Source organism: Arthrobacter echini, assembly GCF_004803505.1.
Classification (GTDB): Bacteria; Actinomycetota; Actinomycetes; order Actinomycetales; family Micrococcaceae; genus Arthrobacter_D; species Arthrobacter_D echini.
On record NZ_SSWH01000004.1, the window covers coordinates 78,372 to 99,311 of the forward strand.

Genomic DNA, 20,940 nt, shown 5'->3' on the forward strand with positions numbered 1-20,940 from the left:
TCGATCCGACCGAGTGCCGACTACGCTGGGAAGGTCCGTCCGGACCCGGGGGACCCTCTGAGCCCGTCGCGGGCCACGCCGGCGAGATTCCCAGGAAGACAAGGAACCCACAGTATGCGCGTCCACCTCGCAACAGACCACGCCGGTATGGAACTGAGCGCCAATCTGCTCTCGCACCTGACCGCGGCCGGGCACGACGTCGTGGATCACGGTCCGTCGTCCTTCGATCCCGAGGACGACTACCCCTCGTTCTGCATCAACGCGGCCGAAGCCGTGGTGGCAGACCGCGCGGCCGGTGTCGACGCTCTGGGGATCGTGCTCGGTGGCTCCGGCAATGGCGAGCAGATCGCGGCGAACAAGGTGCACGGGGCTCGCGCGGCTCTCGCGTGGAATCTGGATACCGCGCGGCTGGCCCGGCAGCACAACGACGCCAATCTCGTCGCCGTCGGCGGCCGCCAGCACTCCGTGCAGGAGGCGACGGAGATCATCGACGCCTTTCTCACCGAGCCGTTCAGCGGTGCCGAACGGCACAGCCGCCGGATCGCGCAGATCGCCCACTTCGAGGAAACCGGAAGCGTTGCCTGAGGGTCATTCGGTCCACAGGCTGGCACGGCAGTTCACGTCGGTCTTCGGCGGTGAGCGGCTCAGGGTCTCCAGCCCGCAGGGGCGCTTCGCGGACGGGGCCGCGCGGCTCGAGGGTGCCACCATGCTCACGGCCCTGGCACACGGCAAGCAGATGTTCCTCCGGTTCGACAACGACCTGGTGCTCAGGGTGCATCTCGGGCTCTACGGTGCGTGGAGCTTCGGCGGCGATTCGACCTTCCGCGGTGCCTCGAGCATCGGAGCCCCCCGCAGGGTCGGTGAGTCCGAGCGCTCCGAACCTGTGGGAGACGCAGGGCCCGGCGGCAGTACGGAGTACATCGGGCCACCCGAACCCGTCGGAGCGGTGAGGGTCCGGCTCGTCTCGGAGCATGGCTGGGCCGACCTGCGTGGTCCCACGGCCTGCGAGGTGATCACTGCCGCCGAGGAGCAGGCCGTGCGTGCCAGGCTCGGCCCGGATCCGCTGCAGCCGGGCGCCGACGGAACGCACTTCGAGCGGAGGATCACCTCCAGCGTCACGCCCGTCGGTGTGCAGCTGATGAACCAGGCGGTGATCGCGGGCATCGGCAACATCTACCGCGCGGAGCTCCTCTTCCTGCAGGGCGTCAGCCCGTGGCGCCCGGGCAGGCAGTTGCGCCAGGACGAGGCGGCCGGTCTCTGGTCCGATGCGGTGCGGTTGATGAGCGACGGGGTGCGGGAGGGCCGGATCATCACCACCACGCCCGAGGCTCGTGGCGGACGGCCGAGGAGATCGGCCCCGCACTACGTCTACAAGCGGACCGGGGAACCGTGCCGACGCTGCGGCACCCCGATCCGGAGCTCGGAGATGTCGGCTCGCACCGTGTTCTGGTGTCCGCAGTGCCAGCCGGACTGAGCTGGTCCGCGCGGCTGGTCTGTGCGCGAAGCGGGAGAACACGAGAGCCGGAAGAAGAGAGGGGATGACGGGAATCGAACCCGCATCATCAGTTTGGAAGACTGAGGCTTTACCACTAAGCTACATCCCCGCGTGAGCACATTTCGCTGCCCAGGAACGCCTACAACTACACCACAGCTCTTCCACGATCGCCAAATGTGCATGGCGGTGAAAAAAGATGCGTAGACTAGCACTCGCACTTACGGGGTGTAGCTCAGCTTGGTAGAGCGCCTGCTTTGGGAGCAGGAAGTCGCAGGTTCAACTCCTGTCACCCCGACTCTGTCGTGCAATGAGGAGAGTGCCTTGCGCTGCAGAATCATTCCCAATCATCTCAGGAGTCCTACGCTGTGAAGAGCGCTGTTGAAACCCTTTCCCCCACCAGGGTGAAGCTGGCCGTCGAGGTTCCCCTCGAGGAGCTGAAGCCGAACATCGACGAGGCCTACAAGACCATTGCGACCCAGGTCCAGGTTCCCGGGTTCCGCAAGGGCAAGGTTCCACAGCAGCTCATCGATCAGCGGGTCGGCCGCGGCTACGTGATCGAGCAGGCCATCAACGACGGCCTGAACGGTTTCTACCAGAGCGCGGTCCAGGAGACGGGCATCCGCCCACTCAGCCGCCCCGAGGTCGAGATCACCGAGGTGCCCGATCCGGCGAAGAAGGAGGGCCGGCTCGCGTTCACCGTCGAGCTCGATGTCCGTCCCGAGATCGAGCTCGCCGAGTACAAGGGCCTCGAGGTCACCGTGGCGCCCGTGGAGGCCTCCGATGACGACGTCGAGAAGGCCATGGACGAATTGCGCGGCCGCTTCGGGACGCTCAGCGTCGTCGATCGTCCTGCCCAGGACGGCGACTTCCTGACCATCGATCTGAGCGCGTCCGTCGATGGGGAGGAAGTCGACTCCGCGCAGGACCTGTCCTACCAGATCGGCTCCGGAACCATGCTCGACGGCATGGACGAGGCCGTCACCGGTCTGTCCGCCGACGAGGACGCCGTCTTCGAGACGAAGCTCGCCGGCGGTGAGTATGCCGGTGTCGACGCCGAGGTCAAGATCCAGGTGAAGGCCGTCAAGGAGCGCGAGCTGCCCGAGGTCGACGACGAGTTCGCCCAGCTGGCCTCCGAGTTCGACACCGCGGAGGAGCTGCGGGCGGATCTGGCCAAGCAGGCCTCCGAGTCCAAGCTCCTGGACCAGGGCGTCGAGGCGCGCGACCTGGTCCTCGACAAGCTCGTCGAGATGGTCGGAGTCCCGGTTCCGGAGAGCGTCATCGAGGATCAGCTCGAACAGCACTTCAACGGGGAGAACGCCAGCGGCGGCGAGGACCACGACACGGAAGAGCACCGTGCAGAGATCCGCAGCAACACCGAGCGTGCCTTCCAGAACGAGGTGATCCTCGATCTCGTCGCCGAGAAGGAAGAGGTGGGGGTCAGCCAGAGCGAGCTGATCGACTACATCGTCTCCACCGCCGGCCAGTACGGGATGGAGCCGAACCAGTTCGCGCAGATGCTCGACCAGAGCGGGCAGGTGCAGATGATCGTCGGCGAGGTGCGGCGTCGCAAGGCCCTGGCCAAGGTCCTCGAGTACGCGACGGTCACGGACACCGATGGTGCCGTCATCGATCTCAGCGACTTCGTCCGCGGCGAGGGCGACGAGGACGGATCGGGCGTCACGGACGACGTCGAGCAGGACATCGACGCCACTGACGTCGGGCAGGGCGTGGATGACGCTGACGTCGAGGCGGACGACAGCGATGACGCCGATGGAGCCGCACCGACGGAGCAGACCGAGGAAGCTGCGGGAGAGCCGGGAGCGCTGCAGGAGGCTGCAGGGCAGCCCGCGCCCACGGAGCAGACCGAGGAGGCCGCCGGGGAGGCGGTGTCCACCGGCGAGCCCGGGAAGACGAACAAGACGTCGGAGTAGGACCGAGGTCCCTCTGCCGATACGGCGGCGCCGCAGCCCACGGGCAGCGGCGCCGCCGTTCTCATCAGGGGCGATACGGCTCGCTCCACTCCCGCAGGAGTGCCTCGGAGGCGGTGTCCGAGGTGCACGGGGAGCGCATCCTGCGCACCGTGCGCCGTCAGCGAACAGTCCGTGCAGCGGGAGTACATCCGCGCGCTTGCGGGTTAGTGTCCAAGGAGAGACAAACGGACGGGTCCGCCGGAACGGCGTGGCCCGCCAGAGTGAAAGGTCAACGCCCATGGCAACCGAACCAAGCACCCCGAGCATGGCCGGCCCCGAGATGGCCGGTCGTGACGAGTACATCTACAACAGGCTCCTCAAGGAGCGCATCATCTGGCTCGGTTCAGAGGTTCGCGACGACAACGCCAATGCGATTTGCTCGCAACTGCTTCTGCTGTCCGCCGAGGATCCCGAGAAGGACATCTTCCTCTACATCAACTCCCCGGGTGGTTCGGTGACGGCCGGCATGGCCATCTACGACACCATGCAGTTCATCCCCAACGACGTCGTCACGGTCGCCACGGGACTGGCGGCCTCGATGGGGCAGTTCCTGCTCTCCTCGGGCACGAAGGGCAAGCGCTACGCGACGCCCCACGCCCGCATCCTCATGCACCAGCCCTCCGGCGGTATCGGTGGAACGGCAACGGACATCCGCATCCAGGCCGAACTGATCCTGCACATGAAGCGGGTCATGGCCGAGCTGACGGCGGAGCAGACGGGCCAGAGCGTCGAGAAGATCCTCACCGACAACGACCGCGACAAGTGGTTCACGGCCCAGGAAGCACTCGAGTACGGATTCTTCGACCACATCTCCGCTCACTCGGGTTCCGTCTCGGGTGGCGGCGGAACCGACCAGACGTCGTAGTCCGCAGAACATCAACGACCAGTCGGCCAACAGGAGACACCATGAACCACGAATTCCAGGCAGCAGCGGGATCGAAGGCGCAGAACCTTCCTTCCAGCCGTTACATCCTTCCCCAGTTCGAAGAGCGCACGCCCTACGGGTTCAAGCGCCAGGACCCGTACACCAAACTGTTCGAGGATCGCATCATCTTCCTCGGCACGCAGGTCGACGACGCCTCGGCCGATGACATCATGGCCCAGCTGCTCGTGCTCGAGTCCACGGACTCCGAGCGGGACATCACGCTCTACATCAACTCACCCGGTGGTTCGTTCACCGCGATGACGGCGATCTACGACACCATGCAGTTCATCCGTCCCGAGGTCCAGACGGTCTGCCTCGGTCAGGCTGCCAGTGCAGCTGCCGTGCTGTTGGCCGCGGGCGCACCGGGCAAGCGGCTCGCGCTGCCCAATGCGCGTGTGCTGATCCACCAGCCCGCACTTTCCGGGGGCCAGGGCGGACAGGCCTCGGACCTGGAGATCCAGGCCAACGAGGTCATGCGCATGCGGACCTGGCTCGAGGACACCCTGGCACTGCACTCGGGGCGGACTTCCGAGCAGGTGAACCTCGACATCGAGCGTGACAAGATCCTCACCGCGGCGGACGCCGTGGAGTACGGACTGGTCGACGAGGTGCTGAACTCCCGCAAGCTCACGCCGCCGAAGATCAATACGCCCTAGCACTCCGGACGGCAGTCCGAGACCGCGCGAGCGGTCTCCCGGAGTGTCGTGGAACCGGTCGCTGAATGCCCGTGGTGCCCCGAGGCACCACGGGCATTCGTGTACCGGTTCTGCTGCACTCGTGGCCTAGAGTGGAGATAGTAATCGCGTAGAACCTAAGGGGATCCAACATGGCTCGCATCGGTGAGAGCACTGATCTGCTCAAGTGCTCTTTCTGCGGGAAGAGTCAGAAGCAGGTCCGGAAGCTGATCGCCGGACCCGGCGTGTATATCTGCGACGAGTGTATCGACCTGTGCAACGAGATCATCGAGGAGGAACTCTCGGAGGTGGCCGACCTCGGCACGTTCGAGCTTCCGAAGCCACGCGAGATCTTCGACTTCCTGCAGGAGTACGTGGTGGGCCAGGAGCCCGCGAAGCGCTCCCTCGCAGTAGCGGTGTACAACCACTACAAGCGCATCCAGTCCGGTAGCGGCCCACGTGCGGCAGGCACCCTCGCCGATGCGCTGGACACCGAGGACGTGGAGATCGCCAAGTCCAACATCCTGCTCATCGGACCCACGGGCTGTGGCAAGACGTACCTCGCGCAGACCCTCGCCCGGAGACTGAACGTTCCCTTCGCCGTTGCCGACGCGACGGCCCTGACGGAGGCCGGTTACGTGGGGGAGGACGTCGAGAACATCCTCCTGAAGCTCATCCAGGCCGCGGACTACGACGTCAAGAAGGCCGAACAGGGCATCATCTACATCGACGAGATCGACAAGATCTCCCGCAAGAGCGAGAATCCCTCGATCACGCGTGACGTCTCGGGCGAGGGCGTGCAGCAGGCCCTGCTGAAGATCCTCGAGGGTACGGTGGCCTCCGTGCCGCCGCAGGGGGGCCGGAAGCATCCCCATCAGGAATTCATCCAGATCGACACCACGAACGTGCTCTTCATCGTCGCGGGGGCGTTCGCCGGTCTCGAGGAGATCATCGGCTCACGCGCGGGACGCAAGGGCATCGGCTTCGGCGCGCCCCTGAGTTCGCTGACCAACGAGGAGGTCAGCTACAGCGACGTCATGCCCGAGGACCTGCTCAAGTTCGGTCTCATCCCCGAGTTCATCGGGCGTCTACCGGTGATCACCACCGTCACGCAGCTCGATCGGCCGGCACTCATGCAGATCCTGACCGAGCCGAAGAACGCCCTGATCAAGCAGTACCAGAAGATGTTCCTGCTCGACGGCGTGGAGCTCTCCTTCGAGCCGAAAGCGCTCGAGGCCATCGCCGATCTCGCGCTCGAGCGGGGCACCGGAGCCCGCGGGCTCCGGGCCATCATGGAGGAGGTGCTCCTGCCCGTCATGTTCGACCTGCCGAGCCGGGAGGACGTGGCAACCGTCCTGATCACCGACGACGTCGTGGCCAAGCGCGCCGAACCGACGCTGATCTCCCATGAGGTCATGGCCAGACGACGCACCAAGTCCGCCTGATCCTCCGCGCTGGGTAGGGTGGAACGTGGAAGGGCCCGGCCGACCGGCCGGGCCCTTCCACGATCTTGCGTCCCGAGCGTCAGAGACTCGACGCCGACACCGACGCCGTTGCGGCGTCCGTCTCGGCGAGGGGATAGGACGGCGGATGGACCGCAGCCATCTCCTCGAGTACGCGCACGACCTGGCAGCTGTACCCGAACTCGTTGTCGTACCAGACGTAGAGCACGAGGAACTTGTCGTTGGAGATGGTGGCGAGGCCGTCCACGATCCCGGCCCGGCGGGAGCCGACGAAGTCCGTGGAGACGACCTCCGGGCTGTCGATGTAGTCCACCTGCTTGCGCATGCCGGAGTGGAGCGAGATCTCCCGCAGGTGCGTGTTCGCCTCCTCCTTCGTGGTGCCCTCCTCGAGCGTGAGATTGAGGATGGCGATGGAGACGTCCGGGGTCGGCACTCGGATGGAACTACCGGTGAGCTTTCCCGCGAACTCCGGCAGGGCCTTCGCGACCGCGGTGGCCGCGCCGGTCTCCGTCAGGACCATGTTCAGGGCTGCGGAACGGCCGCGGCGGTCCCCGCGGTGGAAGTTGTCGATCAGATTCTGGTCGTTCGTGAAGGAGTGCACGGTCTCCACGTGCCCGTGCACCACACCGAAGCGGTCGTTGATGGCTTTGAGGACCGGTGTGATCGCGTTCGTGGTGCACGATGCCGCGGTGATGATGCGGTCGTCCGCGCCGATGGCGTCGTGGTTGATCCCGTGCACGATGTTCTTCAGGGATCCCTTGCCCGGAGCGGTGAGGAGGACCTTGGCCACCCCGGTGCTCTTCAGGTGCTGGGACAGTCCCTCCTCGTCGCGCCAGCGACCGGTGTTGTCCACGACCACGGCGTCCTGGATACCGTACGCCGTGTAGTCGATGGAGGCCGGGTCGTTCGCGTAGATGACCTGGATCCGCACCCCGTTTGCAGTGATGGTCTCGGCTTCCTCGTCCACCTGGATGGTTCCCTCGAAGGAGCCGTGGACGGAGTCCCGCCGGAGCAGGCTGGCGCGCTTCATGAGATCGTTGTCAGAACCACGACGCACGACGATGGCGCGGAGCCGCAGCCCGTGGCCCCCGCCGGTCTTCTCGATGAGCAGGCGCGCCACCAGGCGCCCGATACGCCCGAAACCGTAGAGCACGACGTCGGTGCTGGTGCGCTCGTCACGACCACCCCGACCCACGATGTCCGCCAGTTCGGCTCGGACGAAGTCCTCCAGGGAGCTCCCGTCGGCGGCGCGATCATAGGCCAGACGCAGCCTGCCGATGTCGATCGAGGCGGCACCGAGATCGAGATCGGCGAGGATCCGCAGCAGGGGAGCGGTGTCCTCCAGCCGGAGCTCCTCGGTGGTGATGCGCCGGGCGAACCGGTGCGCCTTGAGGATGCTCATCGTGGACTTGTTGACGAGGCTGCGCCCATGGATGCTCGTCACCACGTTGTTGGTCCGGTACAGGCGTCCGATGAGCGGGATCATGGCCTCGGCGAGTTCCTCGCGTTCGAGCCAGATGTCGTGGTTCTCGGTCCGGTCAGGGTGCGTCAACGGGATCCCTCACTGCTCCGGTCATGCCGGTGCTACCTCACCCAGCCGGGCGGCAACGCAGGGATAGCGCCAAGCATCAGCGACTGGTCGTGTCCTACAATTACACCGCCTCCCGGCGCGCGGCACAAACCCGGGCCCGTCGCAGGACGGAATACGCCGATGAGGGGTCGGGTTGCACCCGGAAAGGCCGCGGCCCCGTCCCACCCTTCGAGGAGCATCGAATGACCGAGTCCACCACCGCCCGGAAAGCCGTTCAGAAAGCGGATTTCTGGTTCGATCCGCAGTGCCCGTTCGCCTGGGTCACCTCCCGCTGGATCCAGGAAGTGGAGCAGGTGCGCGAGATCGCCGTCGACTGGCATGTGATGAGCCTGTCCGTCCTCAACGAGGGACGTGATCTTCCCGAGGACTACCAGGAGATGATGCTCCGTGGGTGGGGCCCGGTCCGCGTGATCACCGCCGCGGCGCACCGGCACGGCGAGGAGTACGTCAAGCGGCTGTACGACGCGATGGGTACCCGCATCCACGTGGAGGGCAACGAGGACTTCGACGCGGTGATCGCCGAGTCCCTGGACGACGTGGGCCTGCCCGCCGAGCTCTCACGCTACGCGCATTCCCAGGAGTACGACGATCAGCTCCGGGCCTCCCACCAGGAGGCCATCGACCGGGTCGGCGACGACGTCGGCACTCCCGTGGTGGCGTTCAACGGTACGGCGTTCTTCGGGCCCGTCCTGACGAGGATTCCGCGTGGTGAGGAAGCCGGGCGGATCTTCGACGGAGCAGTTCTCATGTCCGGGTTCCCGGAGTTCTTCGAGCTCAAGCGCACCCGTACCGAGGATCCGGCCTTCGGCTGACCCGTGCGCGGATCGCTGCCGCACGGATCGTTGCGACGCAGCTGAGCGGGACGGTGGAGGACTGCCGCCCGCGGGTCCTCCACCGTCCGAGAGCCTCAGCCGGCCTCGGGCACCAGTTCGACGTCGCCGATGGTGAGGGACTCGCCTACCGCGAGCTCCAGCGTCGTCGCGTTGCCGGCGGCGAGCAGATCGGGGAGCCCGAGCCGCACGTGGGAGAGCTGTCCTGCCGGTGCGCTCACGACGGCGCTCCGGACCTGCGTGCGTTGCTTGACCTTCGCCTCGGACTTCGCCTTGCGGAGACCGCCGAGCGCGAGGGCGACGGAGGTGAGCACTGCTGCGTCGGCGGTCTCCGGCAGGGGGGTGAGCCCGCGGGAATCGGGCCAGGGTGCCCGATGGACGGATCCGGCACGCCACCAGCTCCACACCTCCTCGGTGGCGAAGGGCAGGAACGGCGCGAAGAGGCGCAGGAGGGCATCGAGTGTCGTCGCGAGGGTGGCCTGCACCGACCGGGTCCCGGCATCAGCCGCGTCACCGTACGCGCGGTCCTTGACGAGCTCCACGTAGTCGTCGGTGAACGTCCAGAAGAACGACTCGGTGAGTTGCAGGGCGCGCGCGTAGTCGTACTTGGCGAAGGCGGTGCCGGCCTGGTCGGTCACGGTGCGCAGCTGGGCCAGGAGGGACTGGTCCAGGGGGTTCGTCACCTTCTCCAGGGAGCCGGCACCGATCGAGGCCTCGCTGACCCCGAGATTCAGCACGAACTTCGACGCATTGAGCAGCTTGATGGCCAGGCGGCGACCGATCTTCATCTGGTTCACCTCGTACGCCGTATCCGCGCCGAGCTTCGCCGAGGCGGCCCAGTAGCGTACGGCGTCCGCCCCGAACTGCTCGAGGACATCGGTGGGTACCACGACGTTGCCCTTGGACTTGGACATCTTCTTGCGGTCCGGATCGAGGATCCATCCCGAGAGCGCCGCGTGGTTCCAGGGCACGGAGTCCTGCAGCGCGTCGGCACGGACCACGCTCGAGAAGAGCCACGTCCGGATGATGTCGTGGCCCTGCGGACGCAGATCGAACGGGAAGACCTTGGCGAACAGGTCCTCGTCCCGTGACCAGCCACCCACGATCTGCGGTGTGAGCGACGACGTCGCCCAGGTGTCCAGCACATCGCTGTCGCCGATGAAGCCGTTCGGCTGATTGCGGGCGGACTCCTCGAAGCCCGGTGCCGGCTCTGCGGCCGGGTCCACGGGCAGGGAGTCGAGGTCCGGCCTGATGGGGCTCTCGTAGTCCGGTTCGCCGTCGGCGTCTAGGGCGTACCAGACGGGGACCGGGACGCCGAAGAACCGCTGGCGGGAGACGAGCCAGTCGCCGTTGAGCCCGTCGATCCAGTTCTCGTAGCGCGAGCGCATGAACGCCGGATGGAACTCGATCTCGCGACCGCGCCGGATCAGGGCCTCACGCCGGGCTTCGTCCCGTCCGCCGTTGCGGATGTACCACTGACGGCTGGAGACGATCTCCAGGGGCTTGTCGCCCTTCTCGTAGAAGTTCACCGGATGCATGACCTTCGTCGGCTCACCCTGGAGATCGCCACTGTCCCGCAGCAGCGCGACGGTTGCCTCCTTGGCGCTGAAGATCGTCTTGCCCGCAACCTGTGCGTAGTTCCCGCGGCCACGCTCGGTGCTGATCCACTCGGGAGTCTCGGAGCGCAGGCGTCCGTCGCGACCGACGACGGCGCGCGTGGGCAGCTGCAGCTCCCGCCACCAGGTGACGTCGGTCAGATCGCCGAAGGTGCAGATCATCGCGATGCCACTTCCCTTGTCGGGCCTGGCCAGCGGATGCGCCTTGATCTCCACCTCGACGTCGAACAGCGGGGAGGTCACCTCGCTGCCGAAGAGGGGTTTGTAGCGCTCGTCGTCCGGGTGGGCCACCAGCGCAACGCACGCCGGGAGGAGCTCGGGCCGCGTCGTCTCGATGTGGACCGGTTTCCCGTCCCGGCCGTGGAAGGCGATGCGGTGGTAGGCGCCGGGTTGCTCGCGGTCCTCCAGCTCCGCCTGTGCCACGGCGGTGCGGAAGCTCACGTCCCACAGGGTCGGCGCCTCGGCGAGGTAGGCATCGCCGTCGGCCAGGTTCTGCAAAAAGGCACGCTGCGACACTGCCCGCGAGGTGGCGTCGATGGTCCGGTAGGTCAGGTTCCAGTCCACGGAGAGCCCGAGCGTACTGAAGAGGTTCTCGAAGACTCGCTCGTCCTCTACGGCGAGTTCCTCGCAGAGGGCGATGAAGTTCCGACGCGAGATCGCGTCGAAGTCACGCTGGTTCCGGGGCGGTTCTGCCGGCGGCTCGTAGTCGGCGTCGTAGGGGATCGACGGGTCGCAGCGCACACCGTAGTAGTTCTGGACACGGCGCTCCGTGGGCAGACCGTTGTCGTCCCAGCCCATCGGGTAGAAGACGTTGGCGCCGTTCATGCGCTTGAACCGGGCCATGACGTCGGTCTGGGTGTAGGAGAACATGTGACCCACATGGAGCGACCCGGATGCCGTGGGCGGAGGGGTGTCGATCGAGTAGACCGCCTCGCGCGTGGTGTCGCGATCGAAGGTGTAGGTGCCCTCCTCACGCCACTGGCGGGACAGTCTTTCCTCCAGGCCCTCCAGTGCGGGCTTGTCAGGAACGGAAACAGGGTGTGATGGGGGCGTGTCTGTGCCCCGCGCGATATCGGCCATCCTTCCATTGTGTCCTACCCCGGCAGGATCGACGGTCCACGTGCACGGACCTTGCAGGGCGGCGGGTGCGGACGACTACGAGCGTGAGGCGACGGGGAGTGGCTCCCGGAGGAGATCCCCGATCGCGGTCACACGGGAGGAGAGCTGTTCCTTGATGCTGTCGTCGAGGCTCGAGTCGTCGATGGCGCCGCCCGTGCGGCTCAGGTGGTGCAGCAGTGCCTCGCGCTGCTCGGCGGACCGGTGCGGTCCTGACGTGATCGTGATCTCCCTGAGCATCGCGACGGCGCGGTCGGCTGTTCGCGGATCGGTGAAGGCGTAGGTGATCACCTGGTCCATGGCGAGATCGAGGAGCTCCACGAAGGTCGGGTACGTGAGGACGGCGCGGGGCCGCCCGTCGTCGTCGGACAGTGTCTCCGGACCTGTGGCGCGGCGAGCGATGGATGCGAGGACGGCGGACAGGTGACTGAGCGCGTGGACCGCGGTGGTCGGATCGTTGACGCCCGGGGAGAGTGCCTTGTTGGTGACGTCGAGCAGCTGCTGCAGCCCGAAGGCCACGTCCTGTGTGGCGGTCCGCTCGAAGCCCAGCTGCACGGCCCCGTTCAGGTGTTCCTGCAGCTTGGCCGAGCGGCCCGCGCTCAGCGGTCCGCTCGAGCCCCAGACTCGCGCGAAGGGCATCCCGTGGATGAGCGACGCGCCGGGGTGGGAGTCGATGACCACGAAGGCATCCGCGGTCGTCGCCGCGGCCAGCACCCGGCGCCAATCCACGCTGAGGAGGAATCCGGAGGAGGTGATGTGCAGGGACTCGGCGGGGGAGGCGGGGATCGGCGCGTCCTCGTGGCGGCGGTCCGTGGGGAAGATCCGCTCCAACGTGCGGTCGTTCTCTCGGTGCACGTCGCGCAGCATGGTCTCGACGCGGATCTGGCGTGCCAGGTGCGCGAGGAACAGGACCAGGCCGACGACGCTGGCGAGGGTCAGGACGAAGGCGAGGGTCACCGCCAGCTCGGGGACGAAGCTGTCACCGTCGCCGGAGTCGACCCGGATGCTGCGCAGCACGGTCAGTGCGTAGGCGAAGGTGGCCAGGAACAGTGCCAGCGTGTTGTGCACGAAGCGGTCGCTCGTGAAGGTGCGCAGCAGGCGTGGCGAGAACTGGCTGCTGGCCAGCTGCAGGGTGACGACCGTGAGGGAGAAGGTCAGCGACGTGACCGTGACCATGGAACCCGAGATGGTCTCCAGCAGTGAGCGGGCTGCTCCGGGTCCGCCACCGAAGAGCACACCGCTGACCGTCGGCGGCAGCGCACCGTCGAGGACCTGATCGAGGAAGGGCATGAACTGGCCGAGCGCCACGGCCAGGACGATGGCCAGCAGGGGAACAGGCCAGAGTTGGGCGCGCAGCGAATCGCGCAGGGACTCGCCCCGAAGACTCTTCATCGCCATGTCGTCATTTCCGTTCGTCCGGGAACCGAGCGTGCTCCAGCGGTCAGCGTACTGGCCGTGGGCCCCGTCGCGGGGTTGTGGAACATCAAAAGGGAGCCGCGTCGTCGGGAGCAGGGTCGCTCCTGGTACCTGTACGGATCTGCAGGTGACCACCGCGTGCCGAGAAGGCCCTGACGCCGTGGCAGTCCCGCTCGACACCGTGCCAGGGATGAGCCGAGACGTCCGCCCCTCCCACGCGGCATGCGAGTCTCACCACAGGGGTGAGAAGGGCGAAGTGGCCGGTGGGATCCTGCATGTTCACCACGGGAGAGCCCGACGGAGTCCACGGCGATCGTCCTGCCTGCTCGGTAGAACGGATACTCGCCCGAGAGCAGATCGTACAGCGGGGCGAGGAGGGCGTACTTCTCGACCATGACCACTCCTCCGGGTTGGTGCGGGGATCGTCGACCGGGCGGGGGTTGCCAGGGCTCTGAAAAGGTACCACCGCTTCGCAGCGAAGGAAGTGACCGATCGAGGGGAGCGACAACCATGCACAGGATCGATGACATCGTGGACCTGCTGGTCGTGGGCGGCGGTACGGCCGGGATCGTCGGCGCCCGCACGGCAGCGAAGCTCGGGGCGAAGGTCCTGCCGGCGGAGCGCTCACGCACGGGAGGGGACTGCCTGTGGACCGGCTGCGTACCCTCGAAGACGCTGCTCTCGGCGGCGGCAGCCGGCGCTCACCACGACGGCACGAACGCCGAGTACTTCGCGGTCGCGCGGCGAAGAGTGGCTGCCGCGATCACGGCGGTCGAGCCCGACGACGCGCCGGAGACTCTCAGGGCTGCGTGCGTGGAGGCGCACACCGTCGGTCCCACCGCTGACACCGGGGGATCCGGTTCCGTCGTCGTCAGCACCTCCGACGGCGCGTCTTACCGGGCGGACGTCCTCCTTAGCCACTGCCGGAAGGACACCGCGCACCGACGGCTGGGTCTTCAGGGGCTCGGAGTCGATCTCGACGAGGACGGCCATGTGCTGGTATCTGCGGCCATGCGGACATCGGCGTCCACGATCTGGGCTGCAGGAGACGTGACCACACACGCGGATCTCACCCATGTCGCCGGGGCGTATGCCAGCACGGCGGTCTCGAACGCGGTCCTGGGCCTGCGCCGATCGATCAGCCTGACCGTTCCCCGCGTCACGTACACCTCACCGGAGGTCGCGGCCGTCGGTGTCACCAGCGTGGGTGGACGGGGTCTCCGCGAGTCGGTCGTCCAGCACAGCCACGCGGACCGGGCGATCACCGAGGGCCAGGAGGAGGGCTTCTCCCGGCTGATCATCGGCAGGGGCGGCCGGATCCTGGGCGGCACCATCGTAGGGCCTCGGGCGGGTGAATCACCGGCCGAACTCACCCTCGCGGTGCAGCGCAAGCTCTCCACCACCGACCTTGCCGCGGTGATCCACCCCTACCCGACGTACAACGACGCCCTGTGGAATGCCGCGCTCGCCGATGCCCGGACAGCGCTGGAGAGCAGACCCGCGATGATCGCACTGTCCCTGCTGATCCGACTCACCCGACGGCGGGTGACCCGGCGCCGTCAGCCACCTGCAGTCGGTTGAGCGCGCCGGCGAGGGGCGAATCTATCAGTGGCCGCCGCCGAGCGTGCCTCCCAGTCGCTCGCGCATCATGGTCGAGGCGTCGTTGAGTCCTACCACCTGCACCTCGGTACCGGAGGAGCGGTACTTCTCCTGGATCGCGTCCAGCGCTGCGATGGTCGAGGCGTCCCACAGGTGGGAGGCGTGCAGATCGATGATGACCCGCTGCGGATCGGTCGCGTACTCGAACTGGGTGTAGAGATCGTTCGAGGAGGCGAAGAACAGCTCGCCGTTCACCGTGTAGGTCGCGATGCGCTCGCCGTCCTGCACAGTCTCGGTGCGCTCCACGGTGACGAAGTGGGCGACCCGCCGGGCGAAGGCGATCATGGCGACGAGAACCCCGGCGGCGACGCCGATCGCGAGATTCTCCGTCCAGACGGTTGCGACGACCGTGGCGAGCATGACGGTGGTCTCGCTGCGGGGCATGCGCCTGAGCGTTGCGGGCCGGATGCTGTGCCAGTCGAAGGTGGTGATGGCCACGAAGATCATCACGGCCACGAGCGCCGCCATGGGGATGAGCGCGACGATCCCGCCGAGCGCCACGACGAGCACGAGCAGGAAGACTCCCGCGAGGAAGGTCGAGATACGGGTGCGGGCGCCGGAGACCTTGACGTTGATCATGGTCTGGCCGATCAGGGCGCACCCGCCCATGCCGCCGAAGAAGCCGGTGATGATGTTCGCCGCCCCCTGGCCCCAGGACTCGCGGGTCTTGTTGGACCGGGTGTCGGTGATGTCGTCGACCAGCTTGGCGGTCATGAGGGACTCGAGCAGGCCCACCGCGGCCAGCGCGAGGGAGAACGGGGCGATGATCTGCAGGGTCTCCAGCGTCAGCGGTACATCCGGGAACATCAGGGAGGGCAGGCTCTCGGGCAGTTCGCCCTTGTCCCCGACAGTGGGGACGACGGCGTCGGCGAGGACCGCGAAGACCGTCAGGACCACGATGGCGACCAGGGGGGCGGGCACCGCCCGGGTGAGGCGTGGCAGTCCGAAGACGATCAGCAGTCCGACGGCGGCCATCGGGTAGACGAGGAACGGCACGCCGATCAGCTCGGGGACCTGTGAGAGGAAGATGAGGATGGCGAGGGCGTTCACGAAGCCGACCATCACGGAGCGCGGGATGAAGCGCATGAGCCGGGCCACCCCGGTGATCCCGAGGACCACCTGGAACGTCCCGCCCAGGATCACCGCGGCGATGAAGTAGTCCACGCCGTGACTGTCCACGAGCGGGGCGATCACGAGGGCGACCGCTCCGGTTGCGGCGGAGATCATGGCGGGGCGGCCGCCGAGGAACGCGATGGACACGGCCATCGTGAACGACGCGAAGAGACCGAGGCGGGGATCCACGCCGGCGATGATCGAGAAGGCGATGGCCTCGGGGATCAGGGCGAGCGCGACGACGAGTCCGGCGAGAACCTCGGTCTTCAGGAGCCGGGGGCTTCTCAGCGTGCGGAGCACGGACTGTCGTTCGGCGGGCGTCGGGCCGGCGTGGGCATGGTCGATGGAGGGCTGCATTCGCGGTGGTCCTTCGGTGCATTCGGGGCGGGGATGTCCGCAGGCGCCGGATACCCCGGACACGCCGATGTGGGGGTTCCTCTATGGCGGGGCGCAGCACGCGCCCACTGCAAGCCTAACGCGGGCTCGCTACAGTGACCCCATGACCAACGAGGACAGCCAGGACAACCAGGACAACCAGGACAGAGTGCGAACGCTCGGCGCACCGGTGGAGCCAGCTCCTTCGGCACTGCGGGTCGTCGTCACAGGCGCGAGCTCAGGCATAGGCGCCGCCACGGTGCGTGCCCTGCGCAGGGACGGCTGGGACGTGATCGCGGCAGCACGCCGCGCCGATCGCCTCGGCTCGCTCGCGGCGGAGACGGGCGCCGTCGCCATGACGCTCGATGTCACGGACCAGGCCTCCGTCGACGCGTTCGCCGAGGAGGTGACGGCCACCGGAGCCGTCCACGCGCTCGTGAACAACGCCGGGGGCGCGTTCGGAGCGGACCGGATGTCCGAGTCCGTCACCGCGGACTGGGAGAGGATGTACGACGTCAACGTCCTCGGGTCCATGCGCATGAGCCGCGCGCTGCTCCCGGCCCTGCGCGGGTCTGGTCAGGGGAGTGTGCTGTTCCTGACCTCCACCGCCGCGCTCGCGGCCTACGAGGGCGGCGCCGGATACTGCGGGGTCAAGGCCGCCCAGGAGGCCATGGCGCGCTCGCTCCGGCTCGAGGAGGCCGAGAACAACATCCGCGTCATCGAGGTGGCTCCCGGCATGGTCCGAACCGAGGAGTTCGCCCTCAATCGACTGGGCGGGGACAGGGAAGCGGCGGACAAGGTCTACGAGGGCGTGGAGTACCCCCTCACGGCCGACGACGTCGCACAGGCCGTCGCATTCACTCTCAACGCGCCGCATCACATGAACATCGACCAGCTCGTGCTCCGTCCCCTCGCGCAGGCAGCGAACCACAAGGTGCTCCGCGGCTAGCTGATGTCTCGAATTCCGTCCCACAGTGGTTTTTGTCGGCGATCATCAGCTGCCGATCGTCGCGGCGGTTCCGGATGGTGGCGGGCGTGGGGGTGCCGGCCAGGATGCTGAGGAAGCGGGCATGGCGCAGCCACCTCTGTGCCCTTCCAGGAAATCAGAAGTCCGGTCAACACCACTGATTCTGGATGGCCGTGACCTGTACCCCGGGTGCAACACTCCGATCCGACCCCTTGGAATCAATCATCTAGACTGGGCCCAGACACCACGCATGCTGTCGTTGCGCATGCTTGCAGGAGCCTTACGCACGTCAGGAGTCCGAGATATGGCCAAGGAACTAGCGACCCAGCTCATCGAGCAGCTTCAGAGCGCCGGAGTCCGCCGAATCTATGGGATTGTCGGAGACAGCCTCAACCCGATCGTCGACGCCGTCAGGAGAACGGGCGGTTCCCGCAAGGGCGGCATCGACTGGGTGCATGTCCGGCACGAGGAAGCGGCTGCCTTCGCGGCGTCGGCCGAAGCACAGCTGACCGGCCAGCTGGCGGTCTGCGCCGGCTCCTGCGGCCCGGGAAACCTCCACCTCATCAACGGCCTCTACGATGCCAACCGCTCCGGCGCGCCCGTACTGGCCATTGCCTCCCATATCCCGAGTGTGCAGATCGGCAGCGGCTTCTTCCAGGAGACCCACCCGGACCGGATCTTCAATGAATGCTCGGTGTACTCGGAACTGATCAGCACCACGGACCAGGCTCCGAGGGTCATGAACAGCGCCATGCGCCAGGCGCTCGGACGCGGAGGCGTCGCCGTCGTCACACTTCCCGGCGACATCGCGGGCCTGGACGCCACGGCAGAGACTCCCTTGTTCTCCCCGGTGGTCCAGGGCAGCGTGACGCCCTCGCATGAGAGCGTGCAGGAGTTGGCCGATGCCATCAACGACGCCGGCAAGGTCGCTATTTTCGCCGGTTACGGGGTGCGGGGAGCGCACGATGAGGTGATTGGGCTGGCGGAGAAGCTCAACGCACCCATTGGCCACTCGCTGCGGGGCAAGGACTTCATCCAGTACCGGAACCCCTACGACATCGGCATGACCGGGCTGCTCGGCTATGGAGCGGCCGCCGAGGGTATCGCCGACGCGGATCTGCTGGTCCTGCTGGGCACCGACTTCCCGTATGACCAGTTCCTTCCGTCGACGCGGACCGCGCAGGTGGATTCCAACGCGGCCATCCTTGGCCGCCGGACCGATGTGGACGTGGCCGTCCATGGCGACGTGCAGGCCACAATCTCAGCGGTCATGCCCTTGATCGAACCCAAGAAGAGCACACGCTTCCTGGACCAGATGCTCAAGAAGCACGACACGCTGATGAACAGGGCCGTGGGCGCCTACACGCGCAAGGCCGACAGGATCACGCCCATCCATCCCGAGTACGCCGCTTCGCTGCTCGATGAGGCAGCAGCGGAGGACGCGATTTTCACCACCGATACGGGAATGTGCAACGTGTGGGCCGCACGCTACATCAACCCGCTGGGCACCCGGAGGCTCATTGGCTCCTACCGCCACGGTTCCATGGCCAATGCACTCCCGCAGGCCATCGGTGCGCAACTGGCGTTCCCGAAACGACAGGTCATCTCCATGTCAGGCGACGGCGGACTATCGATGCTCATGGGCGAACTGATCACCGCCGCTACCTACCAACTGCCCGTGAAGATTGTGCTGTTCAACAACGCGACGCTGGGCATGGTGAAGCTCGAGATGCTCGTCGACGGGCTGCAGGACTATGCCGTGGACGTCCCCGACACCAACTACGCCCAGATCGCCGCGGCGATCGGCTTCCACGCCGAACGGGTCACCGATCCCAAGGACATCAAGCAGGCCTACCGCAAGGCCCTTGCCCACAAGGGGCCGGCGTTGGTGGAGCTGATCACCGATGCGAACGCTCTGTCCATCCCGCCGAAGATCACCGGCGACCAGGTTCTCGGTTTCGCCACGGCCATGTCCAAGGTGGTCCTGAACCGTGGAGCCGGCGAAGCCGTGAGCATGGCCCGCAGCAACCTGCGGAACATCCCGCGCTCGTAGCGCACGCATCAGCTGCTGAACGACGCTGCGATGAGTTCGTCGAACTGGAGCCGTACGTCTTCGAGCTCCTCTTCGGCACGGATGGCATCGGTGAGGACATCGTGCATGGCCATGACGACGTCGCAACTCCCGGGGAAAAGGTTCTCGGATTCGGCACAGCTACGGTCCCGTCATCCGCAGAGCGAGGCCCAGGATGGCTGAATCCGGAGATCCGGAGATCCGGAGGTTCCGGAACCCACGTATCCACGGACGTGAGGGGCTCAGCGCCGAGCAGAGACCCTGAGGGTGATCGAGTAGTTGTCCATGGTTCCAGGAAGAGGGCGCTCGGGGTCGAGTCGCTGTCCGGAGTGGACACTGAAGTCGTGGTCGTCCACCAGTGAGGCCAGGGCGGCGCTCGTCAGGAGCAGGACCAACTGCCTGCCGGGGCAGATGACCGGCCCGTCGCTGAAGGGTACGAGCGGCCAGGCAGCGTCCTCGTTCGTCAGCCAGCGCTCCGGCAGGAAGCTGTGGGCACCGCGCAGATTGCGCTCATCCCTGTGGAAGTACGGCGCGTAGACCAGCACACCGCAGCCGTCGGGCATCAGCCCGTGCTCCCACTGCACGGGCCGGGTCGTCTGCCGCAGGATCATCGGCGTCGTCGGCCACAACCGGAGCGATTCCAGGACAGCGGCACGGAGATAGGGCAGCACCCGGCGTCCGGAGTCGTCGCCGTCGATCTCGCGCCGCGCCGCGGCGAGCGCCTCCGGATGCGTCGCGAGGACCGTCAGTGCCCGGAAGGTGGCCATACCGGCCGGATCGAAGGCGAAGAGCCACTGCGGCACCTGCTCGGTGGGCTCGGCGCCGTCGCCCCTGGGCGCGGACGCCATCGCGGCAGCCAGACTCCCCGGCTCCGCATTCGCCAGTTCGTCGCTGATGCGCTGCAGGAACCGGGCTCGGGTCCGGGAGCGTACGGGCTTCAGGAACGCCCAGTTCCCGTCCTTGCGCAGTCTGATGATCATGCCCGTGAGGTCCTTGTCGTCCCGCGCATGGTCACCGAACACCACCCGACGGACCACGCGGTACCAGGCGTCGAGGAAGTCATCCCACGGCAGGGTGCCGGTGCGCTCCGCCCGCGCCAGGAGGTCCTTCATCTCCTGGCGCACGACGGGGACGAACCACTCTGCAAGGTGATGCACCGGATGATGCGTATCGAGGACCTGCTCCTGCAGCGCGCGCCGGACACTGCGGACCGGGCCGCGGGAGATCAGCACGTTGTGGGGCTCGAAGTGGGACAGGGCGGCACGCTTCTCACTGCTGGCCGGTGAGAACGGCTCGGGTGATCCACCCAGCACCGTATCCACATCAGCCGGGGCGAGCAGGATGGCCTGATCGCGCACGGGCAGCTTCAGCAGCAGGGGCCCGTCCGGGTACTTCTCCTGCAGCCTCCTGAAGATGCCGACGGCCCTCGCATCGAGATCCCATCGCGCCACCAGACCCACGATGCGTGGGCGGCGGATGATCGGTCCCTTGGCGATGGTGGGAATCAGTACCCCCAGGACCACCCGGGCGGTCTCCAGCGCTGAAGCAGTAGGCAGTGCTCGGGTGCTCATGTGGCTCTTCCGGTCGAGGGCGGTGTCGGTCCCAGCGTGCCAGACGCGTGGCGGTCCGGGCTTCAGCGACCCGGCACGGCGTGGCGTG

The 20,940-nt window shown here is 67.0% G+C and carries 15 protein-coding genes and 2 tRNA genes; 11 read left to right on the plus strand and 6 right to left on the minus strand.

Translation table 11 applies throughout. The features are described from left to right. The first annotated feature begins 114 nt into the window (after positions 1 to 114). Complete coding sequence (locus E8P82_RS05970) at positions 115 to 585, plus strand: ribose-5-phosphate isomerase (RefSeq protein ID WP_136453587.1); 471 nt, start codon at positions 115 to 117, stop codon at positions 583 to 585. Further along, entirely contained in the window at positions 578 to 1,474 is an 897-nt protein-coding gene (locus E8P82_RS05975) for an Fpg/Nei family DNA glycosylase (RefSeq protein WP_136453588.1), read from the plus strand. The genes E8P82_RS05970 and E8P82_RS05975 overlap by 8 nt, the downstream gene beginning before the upstream one ends. A 59-nt stretch (positions 1,475 to 1,533) precedes the next feature. On the opposite strand, the gene E8P82_RS05980 is transcribed toward E8P82_RS05975, so the two are convergent. Continuing rightward, positions 1,534 to 1,604: transfer RNA gene (locus E8P82_RS05980), tRNA-Gly, on the minus strand. A 112-nt stretch (positions 1,605 to 1,716) separates the two neighbouring features. On the opposite strand from E8P82_RS05980, the gene E8P82_RS05985 reads away from it, so the two are divergent. The 5 genes from E8P82_RS05985 to clpX all read left to right on the plus strand — a co-directional run bounded on the left by E8P82_RS05985 (position 1,717) and on the right by clpX (position 6,509). Continuing rightward, positions 1,717 to 1,790: transfer RNA gene (locus E8P82_RS05985), tRNA-Pro, on the plus strand. A gap of 70 nt (positions 1,791 to 1,860) precedes the next feature. Next, on the plus strand, positions 1,861 to 3,426 hold the full coding sequence (tig, locus tag E8P82_RS05990) for a trigger factor (protein ID WP_136453589.1): 1,566 nt from the start codon (positions 1,861 to 1,863) through the stop codon (positions 3,424 to 3,426). Between the two features lie 277 nt (positions 3,427 to 3,703). Further along, positions 3,704 to 4,330, plus strand: coding sequence for an ATP-dependent Clp protease proteolytic subunit (locus E8P82_RS05995; RefSeq protein WP_425456001.1), 627 nt, complete (start codon positions 3,704 to 3,706; stop codon positions 4,328 to 4,330). A gap of 41 nt (positions 4,331 to 4,371) precedes the next feature. Continuing rightward, positions 4,372 to 5,046: an ATP-dependent Clp protease proteolytic subunit gene (locus E8P82_RS06000; RefSeq protein ID WP_136453590.1), complete on the plus strand. Its 675-nt coding sequence runs from the start codon at positions 4,372 to 4,374 to the stop codon at positions 5,044 to 5,046. Between the two features lie 170 nt (positions 5,047 to 5,216). Further along, positions 5,217 to 6,509: an ATP-dependent Clp protease ATP-binding subunit ClpX gene (gene clpX, locus E8P82_RS06005; protein WP_136453591.1), complete on the plus strand. Its 1,293-nt coding sequence runs from the start codon at positions 5,217 to 5,219 to the stop codon at positions 6,507 to 6,509. A 79-nt stretch (positions 6,510 to 6,588) separates the two neighbouring features. Here clpX and E8P82_RS06010 read toward each other — a convergent pair whose 3' ends face one another. Then, positions 6,589 to 8,079 (minus strand): glyceraldehyde-3-phosphate dehydrogenase, encoded by a 1,491-nt coding sequence (locus E8P82_RS06010; protein WP_281275775.1) that lies wholly within the window; start codon positions 8,077 to 8,079, stop codon positions 6,589 to 6,591. Positions 8,080 to 8,300: 221 nt separating this feature from the next. On the opposite strand from E8P82_RS06010, the gene E8P82_RS06015 reads away from it, so the two are divergent. Beyond that, complete coding sequence (locus E8P82_RS06015; protein WP_136453592.1) at positions 8,301 to 8,930, plus strand: mycothiol-dependent nitroreductase Rv2466c family protein; 630 nt, start codon at positions 8,301 to 8,303, stop codon at positions 8,928 to 8,930. A 95-nt stretch (positions 8,931 to 9,025) separates the two neighbouring features. Here E8P82_RS06015 and valS read toward each other — a convergent pair whose 3' ends face one another. Together valS and E8P82_RS06025 are read right to left on the minus strand one after the other, a co-directional pair. Beyond that, entirely contained in the window at positions 9,026 to 11,644 is a 2,619-nt protein-coding gene (gene valS, locus E8P82_RS06020; RefSeq protein ID WP_136453593.1) for a valine--tRNA ligase, read from the minus strand. A gap of 75 nt (positions 11,645 to 11,719) precedes the next feature. After that, positions 11,720 to 13,078, minus strand: a complete 1,359-nt coding sequence (locus tag E8P82_RS06025) for a DUF2254 domain-containing protein (protein ID WP_211096807.1) — start codon at positions 13,076 to 13,078, stop codon at positions 11,720 to 11,722. Positions 13,079 to 13,606: 528 nt separating this feature from the next. Between E8P82_RS06025 and E8P82_RS06030 the strand changes: the two genes are divergently transcribed. Then, on the plus strand, positions 13,607 to 14,677 hold the full coding sequence (locus E8P82_RS06030; RefSeq protein ID WP_168796498.1) for an FAD-dependent oxidoreductase: 1,071 nt from the start codon (positions 13,607 to 13,609) through the stop codon (positions 14,675 to 14,677). Between the two features lie 24 nt (positions 14,678 to 14,701). On the opposite strand, the gene E8P82_RS06035 is transcribed toward E8P82_RS06030, so the two are convergent. Next, positions 14,702 to 16,225, minus strand: coding sequence for a SulP family inorganic anion transporter (locus E8P82_RS06035; RefSeq protein WP_136453595.1), 1,524 nt, complete (start codon positions 16,223 to 16,225; stop codon positions 14,702 to 14,704). A gap of 142 nt (positions 16,226 to 16,367) precedes the next feature. Between E8P82_RS06035 and E8P82_RS06040 the strand changes: the two genes are divergently transcribed. Continuing rightward, positions 16,368 to 17,192 carry an SDR family oxidoreductase gene (locus E8P82_RS06040; RefSeq protein WP_136453596.1) on the plus strand — a complete coding sequence of 275 codons (825 nt, stop codon included), beginning with the start codon at positions 16,368 to 16,370 and terminating at the stop codon, positions 17,190 to 17,192. A 322-nt stretch (positions 17,193 to 17,514) separates the two neighbouring features. Beyond that, positions 17,515 to 19,263: a pyruvate dehydrogenase gene (locus E8P82_RS06045; protein ID WP_136453597.1), complete on the plus strand. Its 1,749-nt coding sequence runs from the start codon at positions 17,515 to 17,517 to the stop codon at positions 19,261 to 19,263. A gap of 260 nt (positions 19,264 to 19,523) precedes the next feature. On the opposite strand, the gene E8P82_RS06050 is transcribed toward E8P82_RS06045, so the two are convergent. Continuing rightward, the gene (locus E8P82_RS06050) at positions 19,524 to 20,852 is read right to left on the minus strand and encodes a cytochrome P450 (RefSeq protein WP_136453598.1); all 1,329 of its coding nucleotides are present in this window, start codon (positions 20,850 to 20,852) and stop codon (positions 19,524 to 19,526) included. Between the last annotated feature and the right edge of the window lie 88 nt (positions 20,853 to 20,940).

Bases quoted from the DNA above. Each gene is read 5' to 3' on its own strand.
- E8P82_RS06000 (WP_136453590.1), top strand. From the start codon at position 4,372: ATGAACCACGAATTCCAGGCAGCAGCGGGATCGAAGGCGCAGAACCTT.
- E8P82_RS06035 (WP_136453595.1), bottom strand. From the start codon at position 16,225: ATGCAGCCCTCCATCGACCATGCCCACGCCGGCCCGACGCCCGCCGAA.
- E8P82_RS05995 (WP_425456001.1), top strand. From the start codon at position 3,704: ATGGCAACCGAACCAAGCACCCCGAGCATGGCCGGCCCCGAGATGGCC.
- E8P82_RS05970 (WP_136453587.1), top strand. From the start codon at position 115: ATGCGCGTCCACCTCGCAACAGACCACGCCGGTATGGAACTGAGCGCC.
- E8P82_RS06015 (WP_136453592.1), top strand. From the start codon at position 8,301: ATGACCGAGTCCACCACCGCCCGGAAAGCCGTTCAGAAAGCGGATTTC.
- E8P82_RS06040 (WP_136453596.1), top strand. From the start codon at position 16,368: ATGACCAACGAGGACAGCCAGGACAACCAGGACAACCAGGACAGAGTG.
- E8P82_RS06050 (WP_136453598.1), bottom strand. From the start codon at position 20,852: ATGAGCACCCGAGCACTGCCTACTGCTTCAGCGCTGGAGACCGCCCGG.
- valS (WP_136453593.1), bottom strand. From the start codon at position 11,644: ATGGCCGATATCGCGCGGGGCACAGACACGCCCCCATCACACCCTGTT.
- E8P82_RS06045 (WP_136453597.1), top strand. From the start codon at position 17,515: ATGGCCAAGGAACTAGCGACCCAGCTCATCGAGCAGCTTCAGAGCGCC.
- E8P82_RS06030 (WP_168796498.1), top strand. From the start codon at position 13,607: ATGCACAGGATCGATGACATCGTGGACCTGCTGGTCGTGGGCGGCGGT.
- clpX (WP_136453591.1), top strand. From the start codon at position 5,217: ATGGCTCGCATCGGTGAGAGCACTGATCTGCTCAAGTGCTCTTTCTGC.
- E8P82_RS06025 (WP_211096807.1), bottom strand. From the start codon at position 13,078: ATGGCGATGAAGAGTCTTCGGGGCGAGTCCCTGCGCGATTCGCTGCGC.